Source organism: Deefgea salmonis, assembly GCF_020531905.1.
GTDB lineage: Bacteria > Pseudomonadota > Gammaproteobacteria > Burkholderiales > Chitinibacteraceae > Deefgea > Deefgea salmonis.
The window spans coordinates 59,623-75,593 of sequence record NZ_JAJAWG010000011.1 but is presented as its reverse complement, the minus strand read 5'-3'; the positions used below and the strand labels follow the sequence as shown (position 1 = coordinate 75,593).

The window sequence follows — 15,971 nt, the reverse complement described above, 5'->3', positions numbered from 1 at the left end:
TGGTCGTGTTGAGCGCGGTATTGTTAAAGTGGGTGAAGAGATCGAGATCGTTGGTATTGTGCCAACAGTTAAGACGACTTGTACTGGTGTTGAGATGTTTCGTAAATTGCTTGACCAAGGTCAAGCAGGTGACAATATCGGTGCCTTGCTTCGTGGTACTAAGCGTGAAGATGTTCAGCGTGGTCAAGTTTTGGCTAAGCCAGGTTCGATCACTCCGCATACTAAGTTTACTGCTGAGATCTATGTGTTGTCTAAAGATGAAGGTGGTCGTCATACACCATTCTTTAGTAACTACCGTCCACAGTTCTACTTCCGTACTACTGACGTAACTGGCGCGATTGAATTGCCAGAAGGTACAGAAATGGTAATGCCTGGTGATAACGTATCGATCACTGTAACCTTGATCTGCCCAGTGGCTATGGAACAAGGTCTGCGTTTCGCAATTCGCGAAGGTGGTCGTACAGTTGGCGCTGGTGTTGTTGCAACAGTAGTTCAATAATAGGTTGCAAAAAGGGTTTAACGTTGTTATAGTTATGCCCTCTCCGTAGGCGAGTAGCTCAATTGGTAGAGTACCGGTCTCCAAAACCGGGGGTTGTGGGTTCGAGACCCCCCTCGCCTGCCACAATATATCAACGGAGCCGTTCCTTCATAGGAGCGGCTCTGTTTTATGGGTCGCCGATAAAGCAATGCAAAGCATAGAACGACTGAAAGTAGTAGCTGCCCTGGCCCTCGTGTTGTTGGGTGTTGCGGGTTTTTATATGGTTCCAGCGGGTCAATCCTTTTTGGGGTCTTTATGTGTCGCGGTAGGTGTGGTGGCTGCAGGTGCTGTGATGTGGTTTACTACATTAGGCCGCACTTTTGTTGATTACGCTCGTGATTCGGTTAAAGAAGCCCAGAAAGTAGTTTGGCCAAGCAAAAAAGAAACATGGCAAGTCACAGCTGTTGTTTTCTTGTTTGTTGGTGTATTGGCTCTGTTTATGTGGGCGGTTGACTCCGGTCTCGCTTGGTTATTTTACGATGTCGTGCTCGGTCGCGGTAAATAAACGGAGGGTTCGATATGGGTATGCGCTGGTATGTAGTTCATGCGTATTCTGGCTTTGAAAAAAGCGTACAGAAAGCATTGAAAGAAAAAATTGACCGCTTGGATATGGCGCACTTGTTTGGTCAAGTGCTGGTTCCTGTCGAAGAAGTGATGGAAATTAAAAATGGTAAAAAGACGCTGACTGAGCGTAAATTTTATCCTGGCTATGTTTTCGTTGAGATGGATATGACCGACGATAGTTGGCACTTGGTGAAAAGTACACCTAAAGTGACTGGCTTTATCGGCGGTAGTGGTACTAAGCCGATGCCAATTCCTGCGAAAGAAGTTGAGCGCATGATGCAGCAAGTGCAAGAAGGTGTTGAGAAACCGCGTCCGAAAGTGTTGTTTGAGGTGGGTGAGTCCTTGCGTGTGACTGAAGGACCATTTGCTGATTTTAATGCAACAGTTGAGGATGTGGATTACGATAAGAGTCGTCTGAAAGTATCGGTGATGATTTTTGGTCGTGCGACGCCGGTAGATTTAGAGTTCTCTCAGATCGAAAAAGTCTGATCTGTGTTGGTTTTGCGCAGTTAATGCGTTTTTCATTGGGGAGCTGGCTGTTGCTAGCGTTTGACCCGCTTTTAGGAGTTGTATCGTGGCTAAAAAAATTGTCGGCTATGTAAAGCTGCAAGTGCCCGCTGGTAAAGCAAATCCATCGCCACCTATCGGTCCGGCATTGGGTCAGCGCGGTTTGAATATCATGGAATTTTGTAAAGCGTTTAACGCTGCAACTCAAGGCGTTGAGCCAGGCTTGCCAATTCCTGTTGTGATTACTGCGTATGCGGATAAATCATTCACTTTCGTGATGAAATCACCACCCGCAACAATTTTGTTGAAAAAAGCAGCTGGCATCACTAAAGGCTCTGCTAAACCACACACAGACAAAGTTGGTGTTGTGACTCGTGCTCAGCTAGAAGAAATCGCTAAAACTAAGCAAGCAGATTTGACTGGTGCCGATATGGACGCTTCAGTACGTATTCTTGCTGGTTCAGCACGTTCAATCGGTATTACCGTGGAGGGCGTGTAAATGGCTAAGGTTTCTAAACGTCTAGCGGCTTTGAACGCTACTGTAGATCGCAATAAATTGTACCCAGTTGCTGATGCAATTGCTTTGGTGCAAGCTGCTGCTACAGCCAAATTTAACGAATCTATCGATGTTTCGTTCAATCTTGGTATTGATGCACGTAAATCAGACCAAGTGGTTCGTGGCGCTGTTGTATTGCCTAAAGGTACTGGTAAATCAGTTCGCGTTGCCGTGTTCACACAAGGTGCGAACGTTGAATTGGCAAAAGCTGCCGGTGCCGATATCGTTGGTTTTGAAGACTTGGCTGAACAAATTAAAGCTGGCGTAATGGACTTTGACGTTGTTATTGCATCTCCAGATGCAATGCGTATCGTTGGTCAATTGGGTCAAATTTTGGGCCCTCGTGGTCTGATGCCAAATCCAAAAGTGGGTACTGTAACTCCGAACGTTGCTGAAGCTGTTAAAAACGCAAAAGCCGGTCAAGTGCAATACCGTACTGACAAGGGTGGTATCGTACACGCAACAATCGGTCGCGCATCTTTTGCTGCGGCTGATTTGCAAACTAACTTGGCAGCATTGGCTGATGCTTTGCAAAAAGCAAAACCAGCTAGCTCTAAGGGCGTGTATTTCAAGAAAATCGCAGTTTCTAGCACAATGGGTGTAGGCGTTCGCGTTGACACTACTTCTGTACTAGCATAAAGACTTTGGGTTGCTGCGAGATATTTCAATATCACGCAGCAAAATGTCAAAGACCGTAGGCGCTAAATCATTGATTTAGCTTAATCACAGCGCCCAAACGCTAGCCTACGCAGACGGTGTGCCCAATGCAGGCTTCTCATCAACTATCTTAGTTGATATAAGTCTCCTGAATATTGGTCGCCGTTTGATTGGGTGGCGCGATTATTCGCGCTGAACTTAACTAATGGAGGTTGACCTTGAGTCTGAATCTTGACGACAAAAAAGCGGTCGTGGCTGAGATTGCAGCAGTAGTTGCAAATGCTCAAACCATCGTTATCGCTGAATACCGTGGAATCGGGGTTGCTAGCATGACTGCATTGCGCAAACAAGCGCGTGAGTCTGGCGTGTTCTTGCGTGTTTTGAAAAACACTCTAGCGCGTCGTGCTGTTGAAGGAACTCCGTTTGCTAGCTTGGCTGACCAAATGTCAGGCCCGCTGGTTTACGCGATTTCTGAAGACGCAGTTGCTGCAGCTAAAGTTATCCAAAATTTCTCAAAGAAAGATGAGAAGATTAAGGTAATTGCTGGTTCGTACGAAGGCAAAGTATTAACTGTTGCTGAAGTTGCCCAACTCGCTACTATCCCGAGCCGTGATGAATTGCTCTCGATGTTGCTGGGTGTTATGCAAGCTCCAGTTGCTGCGTTTGCTCGTGGTCTTGGCGCTTTGGCTGCTAAGAAGGCTGAAGATGCTGCTCCTGCTGAAGAAGCTCCAGTTGCTGAAGTTGCAGCTACTGAAGCGCCAGCAGACGCTGCTTAAGCTTTATACCAATTTTGAATTTGATTTAATCTGACAAGATTTTCAGGAGTACTAGAAATGGCTGTTACTAAAGAAGACATCCTTGAAGCAGTAGGTGCTTTGACTGTTATGGAATTGAATGACCTCGTTAAGGCATTCGAAGAAAAATTTGGCGTTTCTGCTGCTGCTATGGCAGTTGCTGGTCCAGCCGGTGCTGGCGCAGCTGTTGCCGAAGAACAAACTGAATTTGACGTTATCTTGACTGGCGCAGGCGCTCAGAAAGTTGGCGTAATTAAGGTTGTTCGTGAAGTGACTGGCTTGGGCTTGAAAGAAGCTAAAGACTTAGTTGATGGCGCACCTAAAGCAGTTAAAGAAGGCGTGTCTAAAGCTGATGCTGATGCAATCGCTAAGAAATTGATCGAAGCCGGCGCTACTGCTGAAGTTAAGTAATTGTTCTTGAAGTAATGTAGTGCAGGCAGGCGGAGGAATCCGCCTGCCCTTTTGCGTTTGTATACTGCGAGCTTGCTTACGGCTGTTTGAGTTGTGAGCGAATTATAATTTGCAGCTGGCAAACCAGAAACCGCTCACAACCGTAAGCGGGCGTTTTGCGGTTTGTCCATTGCGCCCAACCCCATGGAGAGTTTATGAGTATGAAATACTCGTTCACTGAGAAAAAACGTATTCGCAAAAGTTTTGCGAAACGGGCGAGCGTCCTCGAAGTGCCGTTTCTGCTGGCTACTCAGATCGACTCTTATACCGAATATCTGCAACTAGGTGTGCCAACTGAGGCGCGTCGTGAAATTGGCTTGCAGGCTGCGTTTAACTCGATTTTCCCTATTGTTTCCCATAATGAATATGCACGTCTTGAGTTTGTGCATTATTCATTGGGTGAGCCTGCATTCGATGTGATCGAGTGTCAACAACGTGGCATTACCTTTGCCGCGCCATTGCGTGCTCGTGTTCGTCTGGTCATTATGGATCGTGACGCAGCAAAGCCAACGATAAAGGAAGTTAAAGAGCAGGATGTTTATTTCGGTGAAATTCCGTTAATGACACGTAGTGGTTCATTCGTGATTAACGGCACTGAACGTGTAATTGTTTCTCAGTTACACCGCTCTCCGGGCGTGTTCTTTGAGCATGACAAGGGTAAAACCCATAGTTCCGGTAAATTATTGTTCTCAGCCCGTGTGATCCCTTACCGTGGATCTTGGCTCGATTTCGAATTTGACCCGAAAGATTTGCTGTTCTTCCGTATTGACCGTCGTCGTAAAATGCCGGTATCTATTTTGCTTAAGGCATTGGGGTATACGGCTGAACAGATCTTGGCTGAGTTCTTTGATACTGATACCTTCTATCTCACTGATGATGGCGTATTTTGGGAATTAGTTCCTGATCGCTTGCGCGGTGAAGTTGCTAAGTTTGACATCATTGCTGATGACGGCCGTGTGTTGGCGCAAAAAGATAAGCGTATTACTGCAAAAACAATTCGCGACATCACTAATGCCGGCATGACACGTATTCCTGTGCCGCTGGATTATATGTATGGCCGTATGTTGTCGACTGCGGTAATTAGCCCTGAAACGGGCGAACTTGTTGCCAAAGCCAACGATGAAATCACTGAAGATTTATTGGTTAAACTCGATAGCAACGAAGTTAAAGAAATTAAGACTTTGTACATCAATGATTTGGACCAGGGCGGCTTTATGTCGGCAACCCTGCGAACGGATGAAACCATTGATGAATGGCAAGCTCGCGTAGCGATTTATCGCATGATGCGTCCAGGCGAGCCGCCAACAGAAGATGCTGTTCAGGCCTTGTTTAAAGGTTTGTTCTTCAATGAAGATCGCTATGATCTTTCTGCTGTTGGCCGCATGAAATTCAATAGCCGTGCTTATCCCGATCGCTTGGAAGAGAAAGCACCGGGCTGGCAACGTCGCTTCTATGAGCGCGCAGGCAAAAAAGGCATCACTGGTCCTGGCATCTTGTCGACAGAAGACATCGTCGCTGTGATTGGTATTTTGCTTGAATTACGCAATAGTCGTGGTGAAGTCGATGATATCGATCACTTGGGCAACCGTCGTGTTCGCTCAGTCGGTGAGTTGGCTGAAAATCAATTCCGTGCTGGCTTGGTTCGTGTTGAACGTGCTGTTAAAGAGCGTTTGTCGCAAGCTGAATCAGACAATTTGATGCCGCATGATTTGATCAACGCTAAGCCGGTATCGGCAGCGGTGAAAGAATTCTTTGGTTCGTCACAATTGTCGCAGTTTATGGATCAAACGAATCCATTGTCTGAAATCACCCACAAACGCCGTGTTTCGGCGTTGGGCCCTGGTGGTTTGACACGTGAACGCGCAGGCTTTGAAGTTCGTGACGTGCATCCAACGCATTACGGCCGTGTTTGTCCGATTGAAACGCCGGAAGGTCCAAACATTGGTCTGATTAACTCATTGTCTTGCTATGCACGTACTAATGAGTATGGTTTCTTGGAAACACCGTATCGTAAAGTGATCAATGGTCAAGCGACGCTTGAAATTGAATACCTGTCGGCAATTCAAGAAGGTAAGTATGTGATTGCACAGGCCAATGCAGGCTTGGATGACGATAGCAAACTGACTGATGAATTGGTAACTTGCCGTGAAGCGGGCGAGACGATTGTTGCTACGCCTGATCGCGTTCAGTACATGGACGTGGCGCCAAGCCAGATCGTTTCTGTTGCTGCATCATTGATTCCATTCTTGGAACACGATGACGCCAACCGTGCATTGATGGGCGCCAACATGCAGCGTCAAGCTGTACCTTGCTTGCGTGCTGAGAAGCCAATGGTCGGTACCGGTATTGAGCGTACATGCGCAACTGACTCGGGTACTGCAGTAACTGCATTGCGTGGTGGTGTCGTTGATTTCGTTGATGCAACACGTGTTGTGGTTCGCGTGAATGATAGCGAAACGATTGCAGGCGAAACTGGTGTAGATATTTACAACTTGGTTAAGTTCACTCGCTCGAATCAGAATACCAACACCAACCAACGTCCTATCGTTGTTAAAGGTGATCGGATTGAGAAGGGTGATGTCGTTGCTGATGGCGCATCGACTGACTTGGGTGAATTAGCTTTGGGTCAAAATATGACCATCGCTTTCATGCCATGGAATGGTTATAACTTCGAAGATTCGATTTTGATCTCCGAAAAAGTCATTGCTGATGATCGTTATACTTCGATTCACATCGAAGAATTGAACGTGATGGCGCGTGATACTAAGCTGGGTCCTGAAGAAATTACCCGCGATATTTCAAACTTGTCTGAGCGCATGCTGGGCCGTTTGGATGAGGCTGGTGTGGTTTATATCGGTGCTGAAGTTGAGGCTGGTGATGTTCTGGTTGGTAAAGTTACGCCTAAGGGCGAAACTCAGCTGACTCCAGAAGAAAAGCTACTGCGTGCTATCTTCGGTGAAAAAGCATCTGACGTTAAAGATACAAGCTTGCGCGTGCCATCAGGCATGGTTGGTACGGTTATTGACGTGCAAGTGTTTACTCGTGAAGGGATTGAGCGTGATAAACGCGCTCAAGCCATTATCGATGAACAGCTACGTCGTTATCGTCAAGATTTGAATGACCAATTGCGTATTGTTAACGATGACTTGTTCGAACGTATCGAACGGATGATTGTTGGCAAAATTGCAAACGGTGGTCCAAAACGTCTAGCGAAAGGCAGTGCTATCACTTCGGAATACTTGGCCGATCAACTCTCGAAGCATGATTGGTTCGATATCCGCTTGGCTGAAGAAGAGGCTGCGCGTCAACTCGAAGCAATGAAAGACTTGATTGCCCAAATGAAGCAAGAGTTTGAGTTACGCTTTGAAGATAAAAAGCGTAAATTAACTCAAGGTGATGAGTTGCCACCTGGTGTTATCAAGATGGTTAAAGTGTATGTGGCGGTAAAACGTCGCTTACAACCTGGCGATAAAATGGCCGGCCGTCACGGTAACAAGGGTGTGGTTTCTAAGATCTTACCAGTTGAAGACTTGCCACACATGGCAGATGGTTCAACTGTTGATATTGTCTTGAATCCATTGGGTGTTCCATCACGGATGAATATCGGACAGATTCTTGAGGTTCACTTAGGCTGGGCAGCAAAAGGGATTGGTCAACGTATTGATGCGATGTTGCGTGAACAACGGAACGTTGCTGAAATTCGTGAAATCTTGGATAAGATTTATCAATCGAAAGGCAAGGCCGAAGACATTAGTGACCTGAGTGATGTTGAAATCATGACATTGGCGCGTGGTTTGCGCACAGGTATGACTTTTGCAAGTCCAGTGTTTGACGGTGCTGATGAGTCTGAAATTCAAGAAATGCTAGAATTAGCATATCCTGATGACGATGCACGTACTCAACAGTTGGATTTCAATTCTAGCAAAACACAAATGCAGTTGTATGATGGTCGCACGGGTGAGCCATTCGAGCGTAAAGTCACTGTTGGTGTGATGCATTACTTGAAATTGCATCATTTGGTTGATGACAAGATGCATGCACGTTCAACTGGACCTTATTCGCTTGTGACTCAGCAGCCGCTGGGTGGTAAAGCCCAATTTGGTGGTCAGCGTTTTGGTGAGATGGAGGTTTGGGCCTTAGAAGCATACGGCGCTGCGTACACCTTGCAAGAAATGCTTACTGTTAAATCAGATGATGTGAATGGCCGTACTAAAGTTTACGAAAACATTGTGAAGGGTGATCACCGCATTGATGCTGGCATGCCAGAGTCGTTCAATGTATTGGTCAAGGAAATCCGTTCGCTCGGTATCGACATCGATCTGGAAACCTACTGATCTGTGTGAGGTGTGGGGAGGTGACTATTTAATGGTCGCCTCACACCTAACAACTCGCCCTCACTGGAGAATATTGGAATGAAAGGCTTACTCGAACTATTCAAGCAAGTCGCGCAGGACGAAGAATTTGACGCGATTAAAATTGGCTTAGCATCGCCAGAAAAAATCCGTTCTTGGTCTTTCGGCGAAGTGAAAAAGCCAGAAACCATTAACTATCGTACGTTCAAGCCTGAGCGCGATGGTTTATTTTGTGCTCGTATTTTTGGACCGATCAAAGATTATGAGTGCTTGTGCGGTAAATACAAGCGTTTGAAGCACCGTGGCGTAATTTGTGAAAAATGCGGTGTAGAAGTTACTTTGTCTAAAGTGCGTCGTGAGCGTATGGGTCATATCGACCTCGCTTCACCCGTCGCACATATTTGGTTCTTGAAGTCACTCCCAAGTCGTTTGGGTATGGTTCTAGATATCGCTTTGCGTGATATCGAGCGTGTATTGTACTTTGAAGCATTCATCGTGGTTGAGCCAGGCATGACACCGCTAACACGTGGTCAGCTGCTGACAGAAGAAGATTACTTTACCAAAGTTGAAGAATACGGTGACGAATTTGTCGCTTTGATGGGCGCAGAAGCGGTCCGCGAATTGCTAAAGTCGATGGACGTAGACCAAGAAATTAGCAACTTGCGCGCTGAGCTCGACAGTACCGGTTCTGAAACTAAAATCAAAAAAATCGCTAAGCGTTTGAAAGTCCTAGAGGCGTTTGATCGCTCGGGTATCAAGCCAGAGTGGATGATTATGGAAGTGTTGCCGGTATTACCTCCGGAATTACGTCCATTGGTGCCATTGGATGGCGGTCGTTTTGCGACTTCTGATTTGAATGATTTGTATCGCCGCGTTATTAACCGTAATAACCGTTTGAAGCGCCTGCTTGAATTACGCGCTCCGGAAATTATTGTTCGTAATGAAAAGCGCATGTTGCAAGAAGCTGTGGACTCTCTGCTCGATAACGGCCGTCGCGGTAAAGCGATGACTGGTGCGAACAAGCGTCCGTTGAAATCGCTTGCAGATATGATTAAAGGTAAGGGCGGTCGTTTCCGTCAGAACTTGTTGGGTAAACGTGTCGATTACTCAGGTCGTTCGGTAATTACCGTTGGTCCTACTTTGCGGTTACATCAATGTGGCTTGCCAAAATTGATGGCGTTGGAATTGTTTAAACCATTTATTTTCCATAAGTTGGAAGTGATGGGCTTGGCAACGACGATTAAAGCCGCGAAGAAAATGGTTGAAAGCCAAGAGCCTGTTGTTTGGGATATCTTGGAAGACGTTATTCGCGAACATCCAGTGCTATTGAATCGTGCGCCTACATTGCACCGTTTGGGTATTCAAGCGTTTGAACCGACCCTGATTGAAGGTAAAGCCATTCAATTGCATCCACTCGTCTGCGCGGCATTCAATGCTGACTTTGACGGTGACCAAATGGCGGTTCACGTTCCATTGTCGCTTGAAGCACAGATGGAAGCACGTACATTGATGCTGGCATCGAATAATGTCTTGGCCCCAGCTAACGGCGAGCCAATTATTGTTCCTTCGCAAGATATCGTGTTGGGCTTGTATTACATGACGCGTGAAGCGAAATACGCCAAAGGTGAGCGCCTCAATGAGGATGGTCAACGTTTGACGATTCTTGCTGACGTATCTGAGGCCTTGCGTGCTTACCAGAGTAAAGAAGTTACCCTACAGACTCGTGTTTCTATTCGCTTGAAAGAATGGTTCCGTAATGATTTAGGCGACTGGGAAAGCAAAATGGTCCGCCGTGATACAACGGTGGGTCGTGCAATTTTGTCTGAGATTTTGCCTAAAGGCTTGGCCTTCTCGCATATCGATAAGTCATTGAAGAAAAAAGAAATTGGTAAGCTGATTAATGCGTCTTTCCGTCGTTGTGGCTTGAAAGAAACGGTTATTTTTGCCGATCAACTGATGTATACCGGTTTCTCATATTCGACTCGTGGTGGTATCTCGATTTGCGTCGATGATATGTTGGTTCCTGCGAAAAAAGTTGAATTGTTGGCAGCAGCACAAGCCGAAGTGAAAGAGATTGAGCAGCAATATAGCTCAGGTCTGGTAACGCAAGGTGAGCGCTACAATAAGGTCGTCGATATCTGGGGCCGCGCCGGTGATCAAATTGCGAAAGCAATGATGGATCAATTGGCAAAAGAAACTGTTTACGATAGTAACGGTAAAAAAGACGAACAAGAATCGTTTAACTCGATTTACATGATGGCTGACTCAGGTGCTCGTGGTTCGCCAGCCCAGATTCGTCAGTTGGCAGGTATGCGTGGTTTGATGGCGAAGCCGGACGGTTCAATTATTGAAACGCCGATTACAACGAACTTCCGTGAGGGTTTGACAGTTCTTCAGTACTTTATTTCGACACACGGTGCACGTAAAGGTTTGGCTGATACGGCATTGAAGACGGCCAACTCGGGTTATTTGACTCGTCGTTTGGTCGATGTGACACAAGATTTGGTTGTTACTGAGGATGATTGCGGCACGAAACATGGCGTTGCAATGAAAGCTGTCATGCAAGGTGGTGATGTTGTTGAAGCATTGCGTGATCGTATTTTGGGCCGAATCGTTGTTAAAGACGTTGTAGATCCTTCAACACAAGAAACTGTATATGAAGTTGGTTACTTGCTAGATGAAGATGCCGTTGACGAGATTGAAAGCCGCAATATAGATGAAGTCGTTGTACGTACTCCGTTGTCTTGTGAGACACGTTACGGTCTGTGTGCCAAATGTTATGGCCGTGACTTAGGTCGCGGGCAAATTGTTAATGCCGGTGAGGCAGTTGGTGTTATTGCTGCTCAATCAATTGGTGAGCCGGGTACACAGTTAACAATGCGTACGTTCCATATTGGTGGTGCGGCATCTCGAGCTGCTGCTGCTAGCCAGGTTGAAGCGAAGTCAAATGGTCGACTTGGTTTTAGCGCAAATATGCGTTATGTAACAAATGCGAAAAATGAACTGGTTGTTATTGCTCGTTCTGCTGAGCTATTGATTCTCGATGATGTGGGTCGTGAGCGTGAAACACATAAAGTGCCTTATGGTGCAACTCTTGCTGTTAAAGATGGTGACATCATTAAAGCAGGTTCAGTACTAGGTACGTGGGATCCGCATACTCGTCCAATTATTACTGAGTATTCAGGTATTGTTCGATTTGAAAATGTCGAAGAAGGTATGACCGTTGTTAAGCAAGTCGATGAAGTGACTGGTTTGTCAACATTAGTGGTTATTGCTTCTAAAGCAAAAGTAACCGCAGCAAAAGGTGTTCGTCCATTAGTTAAGTTGCTCGATGAGAATGGGCAAGAAATGAAATTGGCTGGCACTGACACTCCTGTGACTATTTCATTCCAAGTTGGTTCTATCATTACGGTGAAAGATGGTCAGCAAGTGGGTGTGGGTGATGTACTTGCTCGTATTCCACAAGAATCGGCTAAAACGCGTGATATTACCGGTGGTCTACCACGTGTAGCAGAGTTGTTTGAGGCTCGTTCGCCAAAAGATGCGGGTATGCTGGCAGAAATCACTGGTACAGCTAGCTTTGGTAAAGACACTAAAGGTAAGCAGCGTCTAGTTCTGACTGATTTGGATGGCGTTCCACACGAATACCTGATCTCGAAAGACAAGCACGTCATGGTGCATGATGGTCAAGTGGTTAGCCAAGGTGAGGTTATTGTGGATGGACCTATCGATCCACACGATATCTTGCGCTTACAAGGTATTGAGGCACTTGCCCGTTATATTGTTCAGGAAGTACAAGAGGTTTATCGCTTGCAAGGCGTGAAGATTAATGACAAGCATATCGAAGTGATTGTTCGTCAGATGTTACGTCGAGTAGTGATTTCAGATCAGGGTGGTTCAAACTTCATCTTGGGTGAGCAAGTGGAGCGTGCTGAAGTTCTGATCATGAATGATAAGCTAGCAGAAGAAGGTAAAGAGTTGGCCAAGTTTGACAATATTCTCTTAGGTATTACCAAGGCTTCATTGTCAACAGACTCGTTCATCTCCGCTGCATCATTCCAGGAGACTACACGTGTTCTTACTGAAGCCGCGATTATGGGTAAAGTAGATGATTTGCGTGGTTTGAAAGAAAACGTGATTGTTGGGCGTTTGATTCCAGCAGGTACGGGTCTGGCTTACCATAAAAATCGGAAGCGTCAACTAGCAAAAGCCGAAAGTTTAGCGCCTTTTGCTGAGGCCGCTGCTGAAGTTATTGCTGAAATTGGAAATATTTCTGAGTAATTACTGAAATGCAGGCCGACATCCGTCGGTTTGCATTGACGTGCATTCATTCTTTTCCTTATAATTCAAAGTCTTTTTCTGCGGAGAGCGATTTTATCGCTCTCCGCAGCGTTTCCAATTTGGAAACCTTAACCGTGCCACAGTCGTGGCAAGGTCTTTTTTAACGCGGTAGGAAGTGAAAAACAATGCCAACTATCAATCAACTCGTTCGTAAAGGACGTGTTGCGGAAAAACTGAAGAGCAAAGTGCCTGCTCTTGAAGCTTGTCCGCAAAAGCGTGGTGTATGCACACGTGTATATACAACAACTCCAAAAAAACCAAACTCTGCATTGCGTAAAGTATGCAAAGTTCGCCTAACTAACGGTTTCGAAGTAATTTCGTATATCGGTGGTGAAGGCCATAACCTGCAAGAGCATAGCGTTGTATTGCTACGTGGCGGTCGTGTAAAAGATTTGCCAGGTGTTCGCTATCACTGCGTACGTGGCTCTCTTGACTTGGCTGGCGTTAAAAATCGTAAGCAGTCTCGCTCTAAGTACGGTGCAAAACGCCCTAAGGCTTAATTTGTATCGTATGAGTGGCGGCTACTAATGCAGTCGTCAAGTAAGTGGGCAATTTTATAGTTGTCCGCGGGGTTGTCCCCAGCTGAATGTCACATTAAGGAAGTATGTTATGCCAAGACGCAGAGAAGTCCCTAAGCGTGATGTGTTGCCAGATCCAAAATTTGGTAGCACAGAACTCGCAAAATTCATGAACGTTGTAATGCTCGACGGTAAAAAAGCTGTTGCTGAGCGTATCGTTTATGGTGCATTGGCCCAGATCGAGAAAAAGACTGGTAAAGATGCAATTGAAGTTTTTAACACCGCAATTGGCAATGTTAAGCCAGTTGTTGAAGTTAAGAGTCGCCGTGTCGGTGGCGCCAACTACCAGGTGCCAGTAGAAGTACGTCCAAGCCGTCGTCTGGCATTGTCGATGCGCTGGGTTCGCGAAGCGGCTCGTAAACGTGGTGAAAAATCAATGGATCTGCGTCTAGCAGGTGAACTTCTTGACGCGGCTGAAGGCCGTGGCGGCGCGATGAAAAAACGCGATGAAGTGCATCGTATGGCTGATGCTAATAAAGCATTCGCCCACTTCCGTTTCTAATCGCGTAATCAAGATAAGGAAATCGCCGTGGCTCGCAAGACCCCTATTGAGCGTTACCGCAATATTGGTATTTCCGCTCACATTGATGCTGGTAAAACAACCACAACAGAACGTGTTTTGTTTTATACCGGTGTTAACCATAAGATTGGTGAAGTTCATGATGGCGCAGCCACTATGGACTGGATGGAGCAAGAACAGGAACGTGGTATTACAATCACTTCTGCTGCTACGACCACATACTGGAAAGGTATGAGTCTGCAGTTTCCTGAGCATTTGATTAACATCATTGACACCCCAGGCCACGTTGACTTCACAATTGAAGTTGAGCGTTCAATGCGTGTTCTTGATGGTGCATGTATGGTTTATTGTGCTGTGGGTGGTGTTCAGCCTCAGTCTGAAACTGTATGGCGTCAAGCTAACAAGTACAAAGTTCCACGTTTAGCTTTCGTGAATAAGATGGACCGCTCAGGAGCCAACTTCTTCCGCGCTGTTGAACAAATGAAATTGCGTTTGAAAGCAAATCCAGTACCGGTGGTTATTCCTATTGGTGCGGAAGATAAGTTTGAAGGTGTTGTTGATCTGCTTAAAATGAAAGCAATTATCTGGGATGAATCATCTCAAGGTATGACTTTCACGTACGGTGATATCCCTGCAGATTTAGTATCGGTTGCCCAAGAATGGCGCGAAAAAATGGTCGAAACGGCCGCCGAAGCTTCTGAAGAATTAATGAACAAGTATCTCGAAGCTGGCGAATTGTCAGAAGAGGAAATTGTTGCGGCTATTCGTGCCCGTACTTTGGCTTGCGAGATTCAGCCTGTATTGTGTGGTTCTGCGTTCAAAAACAAAGGCGTTCAACGGATGTTGGATGCTGTGATCGAGTTCTTGCCATCGCCTGTGGATATTGATGCAGTTAAGGGTATGGATGATCGTGATCAAGAAGTGACTCGCGAAGCTACAGATGATGCACCTTTCTCATCGCTGGCTTTCAAGTTAATGAATGATCCATACGTTGGTCAGTTGACATTCTTCCGTGTGTATTCGGGGACTTTACAGTCTGGCGACTTTGTTTTGAATTCAAACAAAGATAAGAAAGAGCGTATTGGTCGTCTGGTGCAAATGCATGCAAATGATCGTAAAGAAATTGACGAGGTTCGCGCTGGTGACATCGCAGCTGCGATTGGTTTGAAAGATGTAACCACAGGTGAAACTCTTTGCGATTTGAAGGATGTAATTATTCTTGAGCGTATGGTGTTTCCTGAGCCTGTGATTCACGTTGCGGTTGAACCAAAAACTAAGGCTGACCAAGAGAAAATGGGTCTTGCTTTGGGGCGTTTGTCTAAAGAAGATCCTTCTTTCCGAGTTAAAACGGATGAAGAGACTGGCCAGACTATTATGTCTGGTATGGGTGAGCTACATCTTGAAATCTTGGTTGACCGGATGCGTCGTGAGTTTGGTGTTGAGGCTAACGTTGGTGCGCCACAAGTGGCGTATCGCGAGACTATCACTCAAATCGCTGCAGATGTTCAAGGTAAACACGCGAAACAGTCTGGTGGTAAGGGTCAGTACGGCGATGTGACAATTACTGTTGAGCCAGCCGGTGAGGGTAATGGTTATAGCTTTGTTGATGAGATTAAAGGTGGTGTAATTCCTCGTGAATTCATTCCTTCTGTTGATAAAGGTATCCAAAACACTTTGAAGTCGGGTGTGTTGGCTGGCTTCCCTGTTGTTGACGTTAAGGTTCGCTTGACCTTTGGTTCGTATCATGATGTGGACTCGTCGCAAATTGCATTCGAGCTTGCTGGTTCTATGGCATTTAAAGAAGCAATGCGTCGTGCTGGTCCTGTAATTCTTGAGCCAATGATGTACGTTGAAATTGAAACGCCTGAAGATTATATGGGCGACATCATGGGTGATATTTCTTCTCGTCGTGGTTTATTGCAAGGTATGGATGATAATCCTGCCGGCGGAAAAATGATTAAAGCTGAAGTTCCACTGTCTGAGATGTTTGGTTACTCGACAACTCTGCGCTCTATGTCGCAAGGTCGTGCTACATACTCGATGGAATTTAAGCATTATTCAATTGCGCCTAAGCACATTGCTGATGCAATTGTTACTAAGAAATAATTTTAATT

The 15,971-nt window shown here is 45.9% G+C and carries 12 protein-coding genes and 1 tRNA gene; all 13 read left to right on the top strand.

Going from position 1 to position 15,971, the window contains the following annotated elements; genetic code table 11:
- The coding region (locus tag LG219_RS13495; RefSeq protein WP_250647321.1) for an EF-Tu C-terminal domain-related protein at positions 1-499 on the top strand (499 nt) is incomplete at its 5' end.
- A gap of 47 nt (positions 500-546) precedes the next feature.
- Positions 547-622, top strand: a tRNA-Trp gene (locus LG219_RS13490).
- Between the two features lie 64 nt (positions 623-686).
- Positions 687-1,043 carry a preprotein translocase subunit SecE gene (secE, locus tag LG219_RS13485; RefSeq protein ID WP_173532461.1) on the top strand — a complete coding sequence of 119 codons (357 nt, stop codon included), beginning with the start codon at positions 687-689 and terminating at the stop codon, positions 1,041-1,043.
- A 14-nt stretch (positions 1,044-1,057) separates the two neighbouring features.
- Complete coding sequence (gene nusG, locus LG219_RS13480; protein ID WP_226764977.1) at positions 1,058-1,591, top strand: transcription termination/antitermination protein NusG; 534 nt, start codon at positions 1,058-1,060, stop codon at positions 1,589-1,591.
- A gap of 85 nt (positions 1,592-1,676) precedes the next feature.
- Positions 1,677-2,108: a 50S ribosomal protein L11 gene (gene rplK, locus LG219_RS13475; protein ID WP_173532459.1), complete on the top strand. Its 432-nt coding sequence runs from the start codon at positions 1,677-1,679 to the stop codon at positions 2,106-2,108.
- A complete protein-coding gene (rplA, locus tag LG219_RS13470) occupies positions 2,109-2,804 on the top strand; it encodes a 50S ribosomal protein L1 (protein ID WP_226764976.1) in 696 nt (231 codons plus the stop codon).
- A 236-nt stretch (positions 2,805-3,040) separates the two neighbouring features.
- Positions 3,041-3,598, top strand: a complete 558-nt coding sequence (gene rplJ / locus LG219_RS13465; protein ID WP_226764975.1) for a 50S ribosomal protein L10 — start codon at positions 3,041-3,043, stop codon at positions 3,596-3,598.
- A 57-nt stretch (positions 3,599-3,655) separates the two neighbouring features.
- Positions 3,656-4,027, top strand: a complete 372-nt coding sequence (rplL, locus tag LG219_RS13460) for a 50S ribosomal protein L7/L12 (RefSeq protein WP_226764974.1) — start codon at positions 3,656-3,658, stop codon at positions 4,025-4,027.
- Positions 4,028-4,227: 200 nt separating this feature from the next.
- Positions 4,228-8,400, top strand: a complete 4,173-nt coding sequence (gene rpoB, locus LG219_RS13455; RefSeq protein ID WP_226764979.1) for a DNA-directed RNA polymerase subunit beta — start codon at positions 4,228-4,230, stop codon at positions 8,398-8,400.
- A gap of 78 nt (positions 8,401-8,478) precedes the next feature.
- The gene (gene rpoC, locus LG219_RS13450) at positions 8,479-12,699 is read left to right on the top strand and encodes a DNA-directed RNA polymerase subunit beta' (protein ID WP_226764973.1); all 4,221 of its coding nucleotides are present in this window, start codon (positions 8,479-8,481) and stop codon (positions 12,697-12,699) included.
- 185 nt (positions 12,700-12,884) lie between these two features.
- A complete protein-coding gene (gene rpsL / locus LG219_RS13445) occupies positions 12,885-13,259 on the top strand; it encodes a 30S ribosomal protein S12 (RefSeq protein ID WP_173532454.1) in 375 nt (124 codons plus the stop codon).
- A gap of 109 nt (positions 13,260-13,368) precedes the next feature.
- Positions 13,369-13,839 carry a 30S ribosomal protein S7 gene (gene rpsG / locus LG219_RS13440; protein ID WP_173532453.1) on the top strand — a complete coding sequence of 157 codons (471 nt, stop codon included), beginning with the start codon at positions 13,369-13,371 and terminating at the stop codon, positions 13,837-13,839.
- A 27-nt stretch (positions 13,840-13,866) separates the two neighbouring features.
- Positions 13,867-15,963: an elongation factor G gene (fusA, locus tag LG219_RS13435; RefSeq protein WP_226764972.1), complete on the top strand. Its 2,097-nt coding sequence runs from the start codon at positions 13,867-13,869 to the stop codon at positions 15,961-15,963.
- Positions 15,964-15,971 lie beyond the last annotated feature (8 nt).